Genomic DNA, 18,023 nt, shown 5'->3' with positions numbered 1-18,023 from the left:
TTAAAGATTCATTAAATCCTGAGTAAATAATACACCTATCCCAGTTCCCGAATAGACATATACTGTCGTTGGCGTAGAAAATTGTTGCTGTGCAAATTGCCCCCAATTTCTACCTACTGTTGCCAATCCAATAACTGCATTTTCTAATACTGAACGCCCAATACCATTTTGAATAGTAACCGTACCACCACCACCTATTCCACCAACAGTGACTTGCGTGTCAGCAGATTGAAAGGCATTACCTAGCCCTTCGATAAAAGAAGAGGCAAATAAAGAACCATATCGCAGCAAATAATGATGGTCTGTCCGACTAGAAAGTGCTGTTCTCGCTGTATTTATATCAATGGCGTAAGCATTTATTGGTGTACTTCTACTTGCTCCAGGAACTGACATAGTGTTAAAGCTAATCACCATCTTATCGGCATTACTAGGCAAATTAAAGCTACCAATTAATTTTGCACCTTTAAACCTGCCAGAAACAACAGTTGCTAAGATTGGCCCTGGCTCATCACTATTTACAGACGTATCTATTACGGCAAAAAGCACGTCTCCTGTTTTAATTAACGCTTTTTGCTGAGGCCCAATGCCATTAGAATTAATAACTGCAGTTGAGCTACCGACTACAGCTCTATTAGTTGAAGTCGTTTTTGTTGTAGTCGTGGTCTTTTTTACAACAGGATTACCAGCTGTATACACTTGTAGAGCAACTTTATTCCAGTTTTGCAAGTATTGATTTGCTACACCAAGCATTCGACTTTCGCGATCTTGTAAGCGCTGCTGATATCTTTGGTCAGCCATTTGCTGATTTTGTCGAGCAACAACAGCTTCTAGTTGAGCGTCCCTAGAATTGACATTAGCTGTTGGAATATTACTTGATGCTATACTTTGTGTAGCTGCCGTTGCTCCTGCAATAGTAGGAATATTAGAATCAACTGGCACCCCACCAGATAATGTATTTAAACCTGGAACATGAGAACCAATAGCAGACTCAGCTGGGCCAAACCCAGCAGCCTTTAAATCTGAATCACTATAACCTGCATCTTTTAATTCCTGTGCGCCAAATCCCGCAGCTTTTAAATCTTGTGCACTAAAACCAGCTGCTCTTAACTGACTAGCATTAAGTCCTAACGCTTTTAATTGAGCTGCCGTAAAACCTGCCTCTCTTAATTGAGCAGGTGTAAATCCAAGGTTTTTTAAATCTTGTGCAGAGAAACCTGCTTCACGTAATTCTCGTGGCCCATAACCTGCTGCTCGCAATTGATCAGCCGTAAACCCTGCATTTTTTAATTCAGCGGCGGTAAAGCCTGCATTTCTTAGATCTTGGGCTGAAAAGCCTGCAGCTTTTAAAGCAGCAGCACTACAACCTAAGGTTTCTCTAATAGTTGTTGCTGAAACACCTGCGGCGCGTGCGGCACTTAAAGCTGCAACGCTGCAATCTGCAGTTCGTCCAGCAGCAATTAAAGCAGCTGGCGTTCTGTTTAATTGACTTAATTGAGCTGGTGTTAATGTTGCTCCAGCTAATCCACGAGGGCTAAAACCCGCATTTTCTAATGCTCGTTCACTATAACCTGCTGCTCTTAAAGCCTCAGCACTACAGCCATTTAGTTGCTTAATTCGACTTGCTGAAACACCTTGTTTAAGCAAAATGTTTAGCTTAGTGGGGTCGCATCCTGCTGCTTTTATAGCAGCGTCAGAAGCTGCCATGGCGGCTCTTATTTGTTCTGGATTAAATCCAGCTGCTGCTAAATCCTGCGGGGTAAAGCCTGCATCTGCTAGTGCTCTAGCATTATAACCAGCTGCCCGCAATACTTGTGCACTACAACCATTTAGATCACGTATTTGAGTTGCTGAGACACCCTGTTTTAAAAGAGCATTTAATTTAGTAGGATCGCAATCGGCAACACGAATGGCTACATTAGGATCTGCTAAAGCGGCTTTAATTTGATCAGGAGTGAAACCAGCTATGGCTAAATCTTGTGGTGTAAATCCTGCGTCTAATAAATCAGCAGCATTAAAACCTGCAGCCTTTAACGCTTGGGCGCTACAGCCATTTAGCTCATGTATCCTCCTTGCAGACACACCCTGATCAAACAAACTTCTTAATTTCACTGGATCACAATCAGCAGCTCTAATAGTATTATCATCAACCGGCACTGCGCCTGCATTACGTATTTGGGCTGGCGTAAAACCTGCATCTGCCAAATCATCTCCGGTAAAACCTGCAGCTCTTAATGTTTCTGGATTACAGCCGGCATATTGGCGAATAAGCCTTGCACTTACGCCAGCTAATCTTTCATTGCGTAATGCAGCTACATTACAATCAGCCTGTCTAATATCATTAGGTGTAATACCAGGTGGCAATTCAGATTGAGCTGCAGAAATAGCAGCTGGTGGAAAGCCTGCCTGAGCTAAATCTTGTGGGGTAAATCCAGCATTTAATAAATCACGAGCATTATAGCCAGCTTGGCGAAGTTGATCAGCGCTAAAGCCTGCACCCTTTAAATCAGCTGCGGTAAAACCGGCTTCTCTTAATTGCTGAGGGGTATAATTTGCTGCTTTTAACTGAGATACGCTACATCCATTAATTCGCCTAATAGCACCTGCGCTAACACCTGCAGCTCGTAGGCGAGCCAGTGCTTCCGGTTGGCAATCTGCTCTTTGAACATCACCTATTGAAATATTATTGGGCAACCCACTGGCACGTGCTATTTCTTGCGGCGAATAACCTGCGCCCTGTAACTCACCATCACTAAATCCACCGTCTTTTAATGCTTGAGCACTAAAACCTGCGTCTCGGAGTTCACAAGCATTAAACTGACAGGTACGTAGTCGTTCCGCTGTATATCCAATACTTTTAAATTGGTTGGCATTAAAGCCTGCTGCTTTTAGCTCTTGGCAAGAACAAACTTGCTGTAAGGCATTTATTTGATAACCCACATCTTTAAGTTGTATACAACTACAAGCATTTCTAAGCACGGTTAAATTTGCGCCTTGGGCAGTTACTTTATTTACTGTTGCCTTACTACAATTATTATTTTGTAAGTCTTGCAACCATAGGCTACGTTGATTTCCAGCTTGCTCAGCCGTATTTAAGCCTGTAAAACTTAATCCGCCTTCTCCTCCTTGCGCGCCCACAACTTGCACGCCAGAACCCAGTGCCTGTGAACGGACTATGGTAGGAATTGCGCTATTACCTGTTTTAAGTGCAGCTTTCGCTTGGTTAACATTTTGGGTCTCTTGTAATTTGGCATATTGAATAGTTGGGTCAAGAGCACCCGGAATAGATTGAATACCTGGCACAAAATTTACCGAAGAAGGACTTACTGATGCCTCTTCACCAGAACGCACAAAACGTAGCACGCCATATAAGACCGCTATGATTAAAACTATGGCTGTAAAAACAATAATAACGCGTGAACGGGTATTGGTGAATAACGCCTGCAAATTTTCTTTTCTACCTGCCATGTGATTATAACCCTTCTACCTTAAGCTGCATGACTTTTCCATGCCAAGATACAAGCAGAACAGGAGACTTTTGCATTTCATAAGCATGCATACCATCTGCACTTGTCATACTGCTAATCCATCCTGGCGATAAAATTGTAAGGTTAGTTCTAACATACATTCTATTGTTAAATAACCATGCTCTAGCGTCACCCCCGCTGACAGTTAACCGCTGACTTCCACCTGGAGGTACACCATCTAAAACATGCAACAAAAGATCATTTGCACTTGGGGGTAACCCTACTTCAGCTACAGGTGTCACAGCATGGGGACCATAACCTTGGACACGTAAATCAACTCGATAATCAACTGCTTTTTGGCCAGGAATTAGAGTTAACATCACCGGTGTATTTAACCCTCTTAACCTTACAGCCAAATTTCCATATGTATAAAGCTTCGTTGCTTGAATCATTAAAGTATTACTTGTTCTATCCCATTGAATATTAAAGGATGAAGGATCGCCAAGGTCATATGCACTAATAGGCCATGGTGCGCCTGTTGAGTCTAAAAATACCAAAGAAGAAACAAACCCTTGTGCTAAACGAATAACAGGCGGTGTAGAGCCAGGAGATAGATTAACAAATTGTGACGTTGCCGTAGGTTTTGGCGGAATTCCAGCCGGTGATGCTTGAGCAAATTCTGCTGTTTGAAACATTTGCTTTAAACGGATAGTTTGCTCTGGAGTTAAAGGGAATAATTGTTGAGTTATACTTTCAAAAGCAACAGCGTCTAAAGATTCCTTATTGATAGCTGGCACAGGATTTACATTAGCTTCAGCGGTATTAATAGTAGTTGATGTGCTAGGAACTGTGCTAACAGCTGGTATAGATCTACTAGTAGTCGTTGTAACGGTTCTACGCGGAGGATTAGCAATATTAGGTATTACACTTGTAGTTTGCGGGTTAGTAACGCCAGCTGTGGTAGTGGTATTTCCAGTCTGAGCTGTATTGGCATTATCCCCTTGATTCTGGTTTGCTAATCGCTGTTGTAATAGCCGTAACTGCTGTAGAGCCTGCTGTGCAGAATCCGATTGATCAGCAGCATAGAGTACTGTACTGACTAGAGTCATAGCACTAACAAATAGCGAACTAGCTCTTGTTATAATACTTTTTTTTGGCTTAAACATAATTAGGTTACTCCGCCGCTCGCTGGACCAACTACGAACTGTGCAATGCCTATACCTCGAGGTGAATTAAGAGTTGAAACTCGCGTTATTAGCATAGTAACTACATTATTTTGTTGAGAAAACTCGCTTGCACTTTGATAAGTTACTAATAAGGGCATTTGTACTCGCCATGAATAACGACCATTTAGTAAGCCTTTTTGTAAAATAATAGGTGCCCGTGTTGCAACTGCTGATACAATTAGCTTTTTAGCTTTAACAGCATCCAAGTTATTAGATTGTTGCAATGCGACTAAAAATTGTTGCCAACCGTCTGCCGTAAAAAACCCTGAGGCTGCTTGCAACTCATCACGATAATTAACAAAGTTATAAGTAAATGCTGCAATAGCAGCCTGATTGGCCCATTGTAGAACTGCTGAATCAGATTGGTTAGGCTCATTTAAAGGGAAAATTGGCGTAATGCGCCCGTTAATACTTGTAGCAAAATATTTAGGTGCTGGGGGATGTGTGAGTAAATAAGCTAACATACATCCTAAAGCAAAATTAGTAAGCAATGAAATGAGTAAACCTAAAACCATTTTTCTTTGACCGTCTCGGTAAAACTCATTACGCAAAGTTACCGCTGTTAGCGAATCTTTAACCATCTTTTCCTCTTTTTATTGTGGTATGGCTTTCTCTTCATTATCATCAACTGGATCTGGTGACAGTAAAAATTGTGCTGAATAATTTGGTGTAGCTAATGGGGTAAGCTCAATAGGAGGCGTAATTCCACTCGTTGCATAAAATGTCCGCTCAGGCCTATTTAAATATACGTAACTAATAGCAACACAAAAAAATACGTTCAATGCCATAGACAACAATAAGAACTTTAATGCTCGTCTATATGTCATTACATAAAATGATTTTGACCGTTTTATTCTATTCCAAGACTGACGACTCATTTAAACCTCATTTAAGGCATTAAGCAATAAGCTTTTAAATTTCTTAACAATTATTAGTTGCTATATAATTACTTCTATTTCTCCCAATACTACCTTTATCATTTAAGGGCGCGCATAAGCTCCTACAAAATTTAATTACCAATTTAGAACAGTATACTTTTACTTAAGCAACAACATCTCTAAAAGTAATCTCAACTCTGGAATTTAAAGAGCGATCTCCGCCTTGCATAAATGCTGATATAGGCTTTTCACTTCCTGCACCTTCTGCAAAAAGAAAACGACTGTCTATACCTTGTGACCATAAATAATCAGCCACTGCCCTTGCACGCGCTAAAGTTAATGATTGTTCTCTTTTAGAGGAAACATACTGGCTACTATAGCTTGTTACATTAACGCCTACTTTTCTAAATTGCTGCATAAATTTAACAACTTTATTTAGAACCGAATATGCTCCCCACTTTATTCTTGGAGATTGATCAGCAAATAAAACAGCTGAAGGAATACTAATTAAATAATCAGAGCCAATAGTAATGACTTGAACCCCACATTTAGCAAATCCTGCTTGCTGCGCAATAACGTAAGCATCAGAAGAGCCTTTAACTCGAGTAGGCAATTTAAAACCCTGTTGAGTAAGGAGTAACATTTTGCCATTACCACAGCAACAACCTGTCAAAATTAATGTTGCTAACACGATAAAATATCGTATCAAAAAGGTTAAATAACCAACACTTACTCGTTTCACTTAAAATCCTGCCGCCAATATTGCTGATTCATTTTAGTAAAATCAAAACATACAAATCTTCAGGTTACAAGGGATTCATAAAAAATTCATAAGCCATTCAAAAAAATGCCTATTATCAGAGCAATAAATGTTGTTATTTCAGAACCTTACATATGTTAACTCATTATTACTGTCAAGGGTTGATAAAATAAAAATAATTTTATTTAATAAAAGCTAGTTATATACACTTTTGTGTTTAGGTTCAGACTAGGCCAAAGAGAGTGTGACAAAGGAGAGTACTAGATTTAAAGAACCTAAGTCAAAATTAGATGAGCTAATTAATTTTAGTAGTTATTAATCGATTTTATCTTCTAGGCTCGCTTTCTCTCGTTCACTAGCAATTCTATTGGAAAGCTCGTTAGCAAGCTCAGCTAGTTCTTCGCCACTAATGTAATCCCTTTCTAATGGTGGATAACTGGTAGCTGTTTTGAAATCTTTAATAAGCTCATTTGATATAGAACCTGCATACTTATCTTTTGCACCACTTAAGCGCTCGATAGTAGATAGGTAATTACGAGTATTATTAACATCTAATAGAGGCTGAGAAAATTGCTCTGTATCATTAACTAGCAGAGGTAAAGAGCCTGGTTGTTGGCGTAATTGATTAAAGATTGTTAATACGCCTTCTTCTACTTCCTCAACAATATCTTCAAGTGGCGGTAATTCATTTTGTCCATGATAAGCAAGTAAAGCAGCTACGCCACGTTCTATTGGCTCTGAAATTGTGGACTCATGTAACGCTTGTGTAATGAGAGAGATTTCCTCACTTTCTAGATCTTTGTCAATACTTAAATCACCACTATCTAATATGCGTTGAAAACCAGAAAGTTGCTTTTGTAATTTTGCTAAATAGTCATCAGCTGGCGGTTCAACTTTCAAAAATTGATTTAGTTTTAATTGTTTTACTGGTTTAGGATTAGCATAAAACATGCGGGCTCTTACAATTTTTGATTTAAAGAAGATATGCGCTTCACCTTCAGTCTGTTCTTTTAGATCTAATAAATCAATACGAGCACGTTTCTCAAATGAAGAACTCTTTGTATCCATATAAGTATTTGCAATACTCGTATCTTTAGTCTGAAAAGAATCTACTTTAGTGACATAAGCTTCACCCGCAGTCTTCGTAAAGAAATCCCAAGTTTCAGTGGGATCTTCAAGCTTCATACAAATCTTAATGTTAGTATTTGCACCAATTGAGGCAGCTTCCTCTTTAGAAGCCTTTTGGAAGGCTGGTAAATCTTGTCCTGCAAAGATAGCGGAAAAACCTAATGAACGCGCTTGGGCTGGCACAACAGCAAAACCTTGTACTGCATAATAGCCATACTCGTCTAATATACACATATACGGCGTAGGCGCATTGGTCGCTTTACGCTCAATAACATCCCGATAATCCCCTTCTACTTCTTCTCCTAAGCCTGCAGCCATCATTGCTTTCAAGGAAGATACAATCACTTTACCTAGGTTCGCTAATTCATCGGGAGATTTTTCTAAAGCAGGCAATAATACGACCAAGATACGTCGATTTAAAACAACGTCTTTAAAATCTACTTCAGCAAGATTTGTCCTAATAATATGACCATAAGTATCTGCTAAAGATGAGAAAGTTCGCGTTAACTGCATCGTTATAAAACCATGCTGTTCTAAAACTTGTGATACTTGTTTACCTTTCTTTTCCTTATTATACCCAGGTAAATTAAACACGTAGTTACGTAGAGGATCGGTTACAAGTTTTGGCACTGATTCAATATTAATACTTTCTTGTTCATCACGGGGAAATACTTTATCTATTACAATCGCTTCTAGCCGATTTAAATCAAAGTAATTTCGAATAGTATTGGCATCCAATAAAATGGCACCTTCATCCCGCATATAAACTAATAACTTCATTAAGGCTTCAACGAAGCTTATAGCTCGCCCTTTCCACATATCACCATCAGACGATTGATTAGATGAGCCCATTAAGCTTACAACTAGCTGGGTTAACATACTAGATGAGCCTTGGCAAAATGGATTAAGAGTATTAGAAAGACGTTTTTCCTGCGGACCGATAATGTCTCTAGCGCCTGTCATAAAATTAATAAGTAACAAGTCATCCTCACGCCCCATGCTACGTACCATGGAAAAGACTTTAGCATACAGAGAGTTATCACCTTTTCCATCGACATAAATAAAACCGCTTGCCTGCACTAAAGCATTAAATGCGAGGGACACTAACGCTTCGGTTTTACCACTACCAGTTGAGCCAAAGATTAAAGCATGAGTTCGCATATCTTCATTAGCAAACCATAACTCTTCGTTCGTTTTTCTATCGTTACCAAAAAATGTAATTCCACGTGCGATATTTGGTGTTTTGATACCCGGCTTTAAATCATTATAATCTTTTACTTGAGCAACTTTAGGTAATCTAAAAGGAAGCGTTTGTTTTCTAGTAAAGCTATAAAGAAAACAAAAAAACCCTAGCACTAATCCAACGGTAGCAAGTGCAGTCATATAATAGGCTACACCTGCAAACATCACTAATATAATTGATGCATTAGTAGGGTCTGAAAAAAAGTCAGCAATACGTTGCCCTATTGTACGCGTATCTCTTAAGAGCAGCGTAGGGTCAATTTCATGCCTTGAATCAATACCACGCATCATGGCTTTAACTCCTGCAACTCACGAGGAGACAGCTTAACTTCTTTTATAGCTATCTCTAAAGCTTTAATAGCTTCATCAATCATGGGAACTAACGAACGCCTACCTAATGCTTTTTCTGCTATCCAATGAGCAAAAGGACCTGCTACTTCAGCAAATGGCGTTTGTCTACCAACACTATTAAGCATATACCATAATCGGCGATCTAGGGGCTTTAACCATAAAAATTCTGCACTAGGCACAACGCCGTCTTTACGAGCACTTTCTAATAAAGAGGCCATTACGGTCAACATATAAGCATGTTGACTCACTATTTCTTGAACAATTTCTGAATTTTCGTATTTTTTTAAAATAGGTCTTGCAACAGCAAAATCCGGTTTACCTTGGGCAAACGTTTTGTCTATATGCTCTAAGATCATACTGGCGGCGCCACGATCCCGATTAATACGAGCCATAAACACTGCTGCTAGGGTATAAGCTTGAGGAGAGCAACGCTCAAAACTTTCCCAATAAGGCCCAAGCTGCAAAGTAAAAACGCGCTTAGCATCGCCACGACGAACGCCTGCTGTAAATTCCATGCCTGGAAGAGGATTATCTAATAAAGCATCGTCTTTTTTTAACAAATTATATTTACGTGCGAATTCCATGGGTGTTAAACCCATTGCCCAACGACCTTTATTTACATCCTCACTAACAATATCTTCTTTGACAATAGGCATAATAGCCGGCCAATTAAATTGCTCTTGCGCTCGTAATGTTTTCATATCGTGTGCTTTACGAAATTTTAAAGTCACATTTGATGTATATAGATAAACAGCTAATAGAGCTAGGATAGCAACAATAGGATAGCGAATATAATCTCCAACACTTGCTGTTAAATCAGCGAACTGATCCCACTTAACAGATGAGGGATTAAGTGTTTGCATCAAATAAACATCATTAGCAAGTTTAGGATTATCAATGAATAAGTTAACAAACTTAGCTTCTAATAAATTAATGTGAAAAACAAAAGCTACTATATATTGATGGGCAGCGTACCAAATAGCATATAAAACCACAAAAACCAGTAGGGTTATCCATACTGGCGCCATGGAATTATCGCCTCCTCCGCCACCACCAGATTGCTGTGGTTGTTGGGCCATCGGCTATTTAAATCCAGTTATTTAATTCAAGTATATACCTTTCATTATAACTTTATTAGCTAAAATTGGCGAAATTTCTCCCGTTTTTAACTATAAATTATCTTTTAATTCATCAATAGATTTTTACCTAGTTGAAAATAACACTAATGAAGCAAGTTATAGTTAAATTTCTATTATTTAAGCAGGTAACTTAACAAGTTAAAATTATTTATCTCAAGTACTTAACGTTCTACACTAGTCATAAGTAGTCGTCCTCTTTGATAACGATAAGTCCCTGAAAGATGAACAAAATAATGAATATTGTTAAGATCTAAAGAGCGGTCCCTTAAAGTCAGCAATTGCTTACCAAATCGGTCTCGAGGCATTTTATCAGGTGGTAAAGTCAATATACTGTTTTTATCAACAAAAATAGCAATATACCCTTCATTTAATTTATTTTCTTTTGATTTAATTAAGCTCTTAACATCTTCTTCGTTGGCATAGATAGGCCGAGAAATCATCTGTTTAGGGAGATTAAGAATAATACGCTCCCAAGCTTGTATATTGCTACCATCCATAGTGTAAAGAGAGATAAAAACTTCTTGCTGGTTTGGATTTACCGCTCTGCCAAATAATGTGTTACTTCCAGCCGTTGCTTTATTAATTTTCTCCAATTGAGCAGCTAGCTGATCATGAAAATCTTGAAATGTTTTTCCAATCACTTTTAAAAAATTAGACGCTTCCCATGGGCCTCGATTACTAGCATCTGCCAAAATTTTTAAAATAGCTTTTATTTGTTTCTCATTTAAATGATATTTACTCATACCTATGGATTTGCTTAGTTATTTAAGAACAACGCGTATTAGAAATATTATAACAGTACTTAACTAAGAAAAGTTAAATACTGTTTAAATTAAATTCGGCTTAAACTCTAAAAAGAGAATGATTTTGAGGAAGTATTATCTTGAGTATCAGTGGATTCTGTTTGCTTTTCTACAGAATTTGTAGAAATAATAGAATCTGTTTGCTTAGATTTTAATTCATATTGCTCAGTAAGTTCTGCACCATTAAGGACAGCTGTCATATCACTTGTCGCTTCATTTGCTATCTGGCTGGCTTTTTTAGCATCTTGGCTTAGCCCCCTACCTAGAATTTTTTCAAGAGCACTCCTTTGTCGCTCTAAAACTCCTAAATTATTGGTTATAATATTAGCTGCTTCATCAAATAAATCAGTGACACTAGACTCTTTCTCATTAGAAACAACCTTTGTTTCAGTTTGAGCTTTAGCCTTAAAAAACTCAAATCTACTATAATTTGTAAAATTTGTATCAGCCATTTTTCTTCCAAATCTTTTGTTACCACGTATAGATTAACAGAATTTTCCTTAAGATAAACTTAAAAACCTAAAAATTTCAATTTTTTTACAATTAATTTTTAAATTCGTCGCTAAGTTAAAATTTCTTGCAGTGCATCATGTTTAGTGTACCCTAATTGTACATTATATTTAATGCATGGTCAACTTTTAATCATACATCAATTCATCAAGAGGCGTATAATCCCGGCTTGGTCCTCCTTGAATTAATTCATTTAACACATCTGTCATACATAAAAGACGTAATGAATTGGGAGTAACCTCGTCAAAGACCACCCGAGTACCTAAGAGAGCATTTTCTGCTTCATCAAAAGTAGCGCCCAATCCATAGCCTAAACAAAGGGAGCATAATTGGTCAGCACGACGAGCAATAGCCGGCAATAAACCTGTGTCAGAAAAAACCTCGTCTAAGCTCATAAACCTATCATTTAAATAAAATTTAGCATTCATTGAGGTAGCAATGAGGGCTAAACTTTTACGAATATCAATATCAGTACTCATATTTATCGCCACCAGGGTTGAGATGATTTAACTCGACCGGCAAGAAAGCTTCTAAGCCATCTTAAAAAAACAGGTACAGTAAAGCCATAATGTTCAATAACACCGAAAAAAATTGCCGATATTACGACTAAGAAACCCGTCCAGAATCTTATATGCATTAAAAATATAAAGATTGGGAATGCGGCTCGTGCATCGACAATAAAAAAACGAGCACTTCTTGCCGAGTCGCGCCAATGGGTTGTCTCAGAAAAACTAGCCATATGTACTCCATCTAACCACTACGTATAACTTAATTAAAATAACAAACGTCATCTTATAAGTCGAATACTTGTTAGAATTAAGTATATAAAATTTTGTAAGATTTATCTAAGAGGAGGTTATTTAAATTTTAAACTATTTAGGCACTAAATTAGGAGCACCTTTTTTGGTGAGACATTCTTGAAGAACCCTAGTCATATCTTGAGCAGGTGAGAAATTAGGCATTTTTTTTGCAGTATTATTTTCAACTGGAGATTCTTGACTTATTTCAACCCCAGAAGAAACTAGATTTTTTTTCAAACCTGCTAAAATATTATTTGTGCTAGCCATAGAAGCACCTCATATTAAGTCTTGAAGTTATATTAACAAACCTAGATTAAGGTTTTATTAACTATATTTAAGCTATAGCATTTTTTTTATATTTTACAAAGATATTTTTTTTACAAATTAAAAAAATAATTTTCAAATAATATTAGAAATTTTTTATTAGTAACTTAAGTCATTATTATATAAAGATATTTATCTTAAGAATTGTTAATTGCCACAATAACCTTTAAATCAACTTATGCTACCAATTTAATTAATTCTTTTAATAGAGGATGCTGTTCACAATAGTGAAATTCATCTAATGCTTTTACCGGCCGAATAGTTTGTAATGTATTACAAATAAATGCAGCTTCCGCTTGCGCTAACATAGACTTAGAAACGTTAGTTTCAATACAGGGTTTATTTAATTGCTGACAAATTGCTAAAATTCGGCTGCGAGTAATACCAGGTAAAATATTACAGGTTAGTGATGGCGTAACCAGTTGACCATCAATGATTAAAAAGAAGTTAGCAATGGTGGTTTCAAGAGCGAATTGATCTAAATTAAAAAATAAAACATCATCTACCCTTTTTTCTTTGGCATAGCGAGAAGCCATAATGGCTTCAAGGTAATTAATTGACTTAATTTTGTAAACAGGATTACTACTGTCTCTTAGCCAAGGCGCTTGAGTAAGTATTACAGCAGAATAGTTTGGTTGATAACTAAACGCTTCTAAAAATAAATAAGGTGTTTTACCTTTAGCATTTAGTCCTCTTTCCCCACTGCCTCCACTTAAAACAGCTTTAATACCACCATTATTAAGCGCAATAGATTTAATATACAAAAGAAGTTTATCAACCCACTCTGTTAGAGAAAGGTTAAATGGTATCTCTAAAAAATCGGCAGATTGTTTGAGCCTTTGCCAATGAAGATCAGCATAACAAGGCTCTCCATTTACTATTTTTATAGTTTCAAAAAGTCCTTCACCTAACAAAAGACGATCGTGACTTACAAAACTTATATTATTACTTAGTCCACCAAAGACAACCTGACAAGGCATTATTAATAATCTACAAAATCATTCAGTTCATCACGAAGACGCTTTTCTTCTAAAGCCTGTTCAAGGCGACGACGCGCATCTAAAACTGTGCTTTCAGATAGGTCAGCAGAATCAACAGGTACTGTATCATCAGGGCTAAATACGTCTTCTAGTAAATCATCTTCGTCATCAAATAAATCACTCATTGCTATCTCTCATCAGTTAATTCAATAACTTTAAAAAGTTAAACCAATATGGGCTAGGCACGTCTTTGAGTCTTTATCTTGCTAAAAGCCCCTGCTTGTCAATAAGCCAGCTTATAATTTAAATATTAAAACATACCTGCACAATAAATTGCCATGTAAGCTTAATTTCCTAGCATTTATTAAGTAGTTAATTTATTAAATTACTAAATATTTTGCTAGAACGGCTATATACAATATTTTTCTTGCCCTGACTAGATAGTTAAATAAAAAAAAGTACTCATAAGCACCTTGAATAAACCGATCTATCCGAGTCATAATTAAATATATAAGTTATTATTTTTACAACCATGGCTGATCGCTTTAAAAAAATTTTACGTAATACTATCAAAGACATAAGAGAAAATTTGTCACTTTCTTATCAAAAAGAAGCTTCTAGGAAAATATGTGCACGTATCCGCCAACTTAAGCATTACCGTTATGCTAAGAACCTTGCTCTTTATAATGCTTCTAATGGAGAAATAAGCCTTAAAGAAATCTGGCAGTCAGCGCCCAGGCAAGGCAAGTTTTGTTGCTTTCCTGCTCTTACTAAAGATAAAACACTTCTATTTTTACCAGCAACACCAGCGACTCCTTTTAAAGAGAATCAATATGGGATCCTTGAGCCGGATATTAGCTTTTCTCAAGCAATTCCACCTAAAGAGCTAAATTTAATTTTCCTTCCTTTAGTCGCTTTTGATGAGTATGGTACCCGTTTAGGTAGAGGCGCAGGCTATTATGATCGTACCCTTGCGAAAGAGAATCATCCTTTACTTATTGGTACTGCTTATGATTTTCAACATCAGCACTTGATTATTCCTCAGGAATGGGATATCCCTTTAACAGCAGTGATTACACCAAATAATACGTACTGGTGGGGTGAGCAATGATTAATTATTGGTTAATGAAATCCGAGCCTAATTGTTTTAGCATTGATGATCTTTATAATTCACCTAATAAAACATCGCATTGGGACGGTGTACGTAATTATCAAGCACGTAATTTTATGCGAGATCAAATGTCCATTGGCGATTTAGTATTTTTCTATCACTCTAACTGCAACACGCCAGGAATTGTTGGTATTGCAGAGGTCAATAGTGAAGCTTATCCTGATCACACCGCTTTTGATCCATTAAATGAACATTTTGACTCTAAAAGTAGCGTTGAAAATCCACGTTGGGTTATGGTAGATGTAACTTTTAAAGAAAAATTTACGGAAGTGATTGAACTAAAGCAATTAAAACAACATCCAGAACTTAAGGATATGTTATTGTTACGTAAAGGTAATCGTTTATCCATTATACCAGTTAGTAAAACAGAATGGGTTTTTATTAATTCGCGATTACGTTAATTATTAGACCTCTTTCCAAACCGGCATCGAAAAGACAAGTTGGGTCGAAAAGGGTTTTAAATTATTATAAAATACATAAGCATGTTAAATTTCTTTTTTGGCCGACATTAGCCATCAATATTAGTTTGGAAAGAGGTCTATTATTACCCTAAAGCATCTTCTCCTACTTCGCCTGTGCGCACACGTACAACTTGGAGTAAGTCATATACAAAAATCTTACCATCACCTATTTTGCCTGTATAAGCTGCTTTACAAATAGCATCGATAGCAGGTTCAACCATATTATCAGGAAGAGCAAGTTCGATTTTTATTTTAGGTAGAAAGTCAACAACATACTCAGCACCCCTATAAAGTTCAGTATGGCCTCGTTGTCGCCCAAAGCCACGGGTTTCAGAAATTGTAATGCCAGGGACACCTATCTCCATTAAAGCTTCATGAACATCGTCAAGCTTAAAAGGTTTAATAATTGCGGTAAGCATTTTCATATTGTTTTCCTAATTCAATTAAGAGAGATATTTAATCACAATTTTGGAATTATAGAAAAATTAAGAGAAAGACAATAGGCTTCTATAAACCACTCCAAAACGCTTGCATAATTTGTAAAGTTTACTTTAATGCAAGATTCAAACGTTTAAAGAAACAACATTTATAGAGTAACTAGCCTTCTTAAAAATTCACTATTAAAAGCTAAGTAGCAGATTATCCAAAAGCGCTACTATCTTTATTATTAATTAATGAAGTAGAATTACCTCTAGTGAGTACTTAGTATATTTTGTAAAATTGATGTAGATTGCCTAATCTTAAGGATTTTCATGCTGGATTCTAAACTATTTGATGATTTAACTAAAAAACTTTTTACTACATTACCTTTAGATTTGCAAAATTTAGAAAAAGAAACACGGCAAAAATTTAAAGAAGTTTTGCAATCAACGTTTTCTCGTTTGGATTTAGTGACCCGAGAGGAATTTGATATTCAACTTAAAGTTCTAGCAAGAACTCGAGAAAAACTTGAAAACCTACAAACTCAAGTGAATGAATTAATAGAGAAAAAAAAATAATGATGTAATCAATAAACCAGATTAAAACAAAATCGTCCAACTTCATTTAAGGAAATTAATGAATCTTGCATTTAGCAAAACGCGCAGTGCATTAGGCATAGACGCGCGTTCCGTGTCTGTAGAAGTTCATTTATCTAATGGCTTACCTAGTTTTACAATTGTTGGGCTTGCTCAAACTGCTGTTAAGGAAAGCAAAGACAGAGTACGCAGCGCAATTATTAATAGCCATTTTGAATTTCCCTGCCGTAAAATTACCGTTAACTTAGCACCAGCTGATTTACCCAAAGCAGGAAGTGGCTTTGACTTACCTATAGCGATAGGTATTCTTGCTGCATCTAAACAAATCTCTAATAGTAGATTAAGTGATTATGAATTTATTGGTGAATTAGCGTTAAGCGGCGAAATAAAAGCTGTGCATAGTATTATTCCCATCGTTCTTGCTGCTATGCGCGAACAAAAAACGCTGATTATACCTGAAGCAAATGCTAAAGAGGCAGCTATTACAGGTTATCCTCATGTCTATACAGCAACTAGCTTACAAGAAGTTTGTAATCATTTATGTCAGGATATTTCACTAAAAATCTTACCTGAACGTTTAGTAAACCTATACAATGAAGCAATTGATTGGTCAGATATTAAAGGCCAGAAACATGCTAAAAAAGCAATGATTATAGCAGCTGCAGGCGGCCATAGTATTTTGCTAAGCGGACCTCCTGGCAGCGGTAAAACAATGCTTGCTAAACGTTTTAAAACACTTCTCCCATTATTATCTGAATTACAAGCTCTAGAATGCGCTGCCATTTACTCTATTCAAGGTCGAGCAATTAATCCTCAAACTTGGTGCATACCTCCTTTTCGTGCGCCACATCATACAGCTTCAGCAGTATCGTTAGTAGGTGGCGGTAATCCTCCTAAACCTGGCGAGATTTCTTTAGCTCACCATGGTGTTTTATTTCTTGATGAGTTGCCAGAATTTAGCAAGCATGTACTAGAAACTTTACGCGAACCCCTAGAATCTGGAAATATTTGTATTTCTCGAGCAGCCATTCAAACTGAATTTCCAGCTCAATTTCAGCTTATAGCAGCTATGAATCCTTGTCCTTGTGGTCATTGGGGCAATTCTCAAGCTAACTGCCGCTGTACACCAGATAGAATTAGTCGTTATTTAGCTAAATTATCAGGCCCTCTACTTGATAGAATTGATATGCATATTCAGGTACAAGCGCTACGTCCTGATGAATTGATTAAAGAACATGATGATAAAGCGAATAAAAGTTCTCTAGTAAGAGAGCTAATAGAAAGCATACGTAGCTTACAAATAAAGCGGCAAGGTGTCATTAATAGTCATTTAAATGTTCAAGATTGTGAGCGCTTATGCAACCTTACGTCAGAAAAAAAAGAGTTTTTGCAGCAAGCACTTGTAAAACTAAAATTATCAGGTCGTGCTTATCATCGCTTATTAAAAGTAGCCCGAACTGTGGCTGATTTGGAAGAAAAAGAGGATGTAAGTTTAAATAATTTAAAACAAGCACTATCGTTTAGACATTTATTGCAGGCACCTTCTATTTAATAATATCAGGTAGACCAAGGCCCAAGCTACTATGTTTCACTCAGGCTAAGGTTATAGTTAGCAAGGCTAGTTTAACTCTATGCTTATGTTCTGCGACTCGTTCGCGGAATCTGTAAATCAAGCATTTCCCTAGATCCTGCGGACAAGCCGCAGGACGTAGGCCGGATAGGATGCTGCATATCTAGAAGTGTCATAGCAATTGTCTTGAATAAAAAGTT

The 18,023-nt window shown here is 37.0% G+C and carries 19 protein-coding genes; 4 read left to right on the top strand and 15 right to left on the bottom strand.

Annotated features, from left to right (window positions below; translation table 11 throughout):
* From dotG to DYH30_RS03505, 14 genes are all read right to left on the bottom strand, one after another.
* Positions 1–3,465: a type IVB secretion system protein DotG/IcmE gene (gene dotG, locus DYH30_RS03570; RefSeq protein WP_115330337.1), complete on the bottom strand. Its 3,465-nt coding sequence runs from the start codon at positions 3,463–3,465 to the stop codon at positions 1–3.
* A gap of 4 nt (positions 3,466–3,469) precedes the next feature.
* Positions 3,470–4,573: a DotH/IcmK family type IV secretion protein gene (locus tag DYH30_RS03565; RefSeq protein ID WP_115332485.1), complete on the bottom strand. Its 1,104-nt coding sequence runs from the start codon at positions 4,571–4,573 to the stop codon at positions 3,470–3,472.
* Positions 4,574–4,632: 59 nt separating this feature from the next.
* Complete coding sequence (locus DYH30_RS03560; protein ID WP_115330336.1) at positions 4,633–5,271, bottom strand: type IVB secretion system apparatus protein IcmL/DotI; 639 nt, start codon at positions 5,269–5,271, stop codon at positions 4,633–4,635.
* A 12-nt stretch (positions 5,272–5,283) separates the two neighbouring features.
* Positions 5,284–5,568 (bottom strand): type IVB secretion system protein IcmM/DotJ, encoded by a 285-nt coding sequence (icmM, locus tag DYH30_RS03555; RefSeq protein ID WP_115330335.1) that lies wholly within the window; start codon positions 5,566–5,568, stop codon positions 5,284–5,286.
* A 163-nt stretch (positions 5,569–5,731) separates the two neighbouring features.
* A complete protein-coding gene (gene icmN, locus DYH30_RS03550) occupies positions 5,732–6,310 on the bottom strand; it encodes a type IVB secretion system protein IcmN/DotK (RefSeq protein WP_242604710.1) in 579 nt (192 codons plus the stop codon).
* 333 nt (positions 6,311–6,643) lie between these two features.
* Positions 6,644–8,989, bottom strand: coding sequence for a TraM recognition domain-containing protein (locus DYH30_RS03545; protein ID WP_115330334.1), 2,346 nt, complete (start codon positions 8,987–8,989; stop codon positions 6,644–6,646).
* Complete coding sequence (gene icmP, locus DYH30_RS03540) at positions 8,986–10,128, bottom strand: type IVB secretion system coupling complex protein DotM/IcmP (protein ID WP_115330333.1); 1,143 nt, start codon at positions 10,126–10,128, stop codon at positions 8,986–8,988. The genes DYH30_RS03545 and icmP overlap by 4 nt, the downstream gene beginning before the upstream one ends.
* A gap of 221 nt (positions 10,129–10,349) precedes the next feature.
* Complete coding sequence (gene icmQ / locus DYH30_RS03535) at positions 10,350–10,931, bottom strand: Dot/Icm secretion system protein IcmQ (RefSeq protein WP_115330332.1); 582 nt, start codon at positions 10,929–10,931, stop codon at positions 10,350–10,352.
* A gap of 107 nt (positions 10,932–11,038) precedes the next feature.
* Positions 11,039–11,443: a hypothetical protein gene (locus tag DYH30_RS03530; RefSeq protein WP_115330331.1), complete on the bottom strand. Its 405-nt coding sequence runs from the start codon at positions 11,441–11,443 to the stop codon at positions 11,039–11,041.
* Positions 11,444–11,629: 186 nt separating this feature from the next.
* Positions 11,630–11,980 carry a type IV secretion IcmS family protein gene (locus DYH30_RS03525; protein WP_115330330.1) on the bottom strand — a complete coding sequence of 117 codons (351 nt, stop codon included), beginning with the start codon at positions 11,978–11,980 and terminating at the stop codon, positions 11,630–11,632.
* 2 nt (positions 11,981–11,982) lie between these two features.
* Positions 11,983–12,240: an IcmT/TraK family protein gene (icmT, locus tag DYH30_RS03520; protein ID WP_115330329.1), complete on the bottom strand. Its 258-nt coding sequence runs from the start codon at positions 12,238–12,240 to the stop codon at positions 11,983–11,985.
* A gap of 133 nt (positions 12,241–12,373) precedes the next feature.
* Positions 12,374–12,568, bottom strand: a complete 195-nt coding sequence (locus tag DYH30_RS03515; RefSeq protein ID WP_115330328.1) for a hypothetical protein — start codon at positions 12,566–12,568, stop codon at positions 12,374–12,376.
* Positions 12,569–12,801: 233 nt separating this feature from the next.
* Positions 12,802–13,605, bottom strand: coding sequence for an aminotransferase class IV (locus DYH30_RS03510; RefSeq protein ID WP_115330327.1), 804 nt, complete (start codon positions 13,603–13,605; stop codon positions 12,802–12,804).
* A 2-nt stretch (positions 13,606–13,607) separates the two neighbouring features.
* The gene (locus tag DYH30_RS03505) at positions 13,608–13,790 is read right to left on the bottom strand and encodes a PA3496 family putative envelope integrity protein (protein ID WP_115330326.1); all 183 of its coding nucleotides are present in this window, start codon (positions 13,788–13,790) and stop codon (positions 13,608–13,610) included.
* 347 nt (positions 13,791–14,137) lie between these two features.
* On the opposite strand from DYH30_RS03505, the gene DYH30_RS03500 reads away from it, so the two are divergent.
* Together DYH30_RS03500 and DYH30_RS03495 are read left to right on the top strand one after the other, a co-directional pair.
* On the top strand, positions 14,138–14,716 hold the full coding sequence (locus DYH30_RS03500; protein WP_115330325.1) for a 5-formyltetrahydrofolate cyclo-ligase: 579 nt from the start codon (positions 14,138–14,140) through the stop codon (positions 14,714–14,716).
* Positions 14,713–15,177 (top strand): EVE domain-containing protein, encoded by a 465-nt coding sequence (locus tag DYH30_RS03495; RefSeq protein ID WP_242604711.1) that lies wholly within the window; start codon positions 14,713–14,715, stop codon positions 15,175–15,177. The genes DYH30_RS03500 and DYH30_RS03495 overlap by 4 nt, the downstream gene beginning before the upstream one ends.
* Before the next feature lie 143 nt (positions 15,178–15,320).
* On the opposite strand, the gene DYH30_RS03490 is transcribed toward DYH30_RS03495, so the two are convergent.
* The gene (locus tag DYH30_RS03490) at positions 15,321–15,662 is read right to left on the bottom strand and encodes a P-II family nitrogen regulator (protein ID WP_115330324.1); all 342 of its coding nucleotides are present in this window, start codon (positions 15,660–15,662) and stop codon (positions 15,321–15,323) included.
* Between the two features lie 327 nt (positions 15,663–15,989).
* Between DYH30_RS03490 and DYH30_RS03485 the strand changes: the two genes are divergently transcribed.
* Both DYH30_RS03485 and DYH30_RS03480 read left to right on the top strand, forming a co-directional pair.
* Positions 15,990–16,235, top strand: coding sequence for an accessory factor UbiK family protein (locus DYH30_RS03485; protein ID WP_115330323.1), 246 nt, complete (start codon positions 15,990–15,992; stop codon positions 16,233–16,235).
* A gap of 58 nt (positions 16,236–16,293) precedes the next feature.
* Positions 16,294–17,805, top strand: coding sequence for a YifB family Mg chelatase-like AAA ATPase (locus DYH30_RS03480; RefSeq protein ID WP_115330322.1), 1,512 nt, complete (start codon positions 16,294–16,296; stop codon positions 17,803–17,805).
* Positions 17,806–18,023: the final 218 nt, after the last annotated feature.

This window comes from Legionella busanensis, assembly GCF_900461525.1.
Classification (GTDB): Bacteria; Pseudomonadota; Gammaproteobacteria; order Legionellales; family Legionellaceae; genus Legionella_C; species Legionella_C busanensis.
Note: the sequence above shows the minus strand (reverse complement) of the source record. Positions and strands in the feature narration are given on the sequence as shown.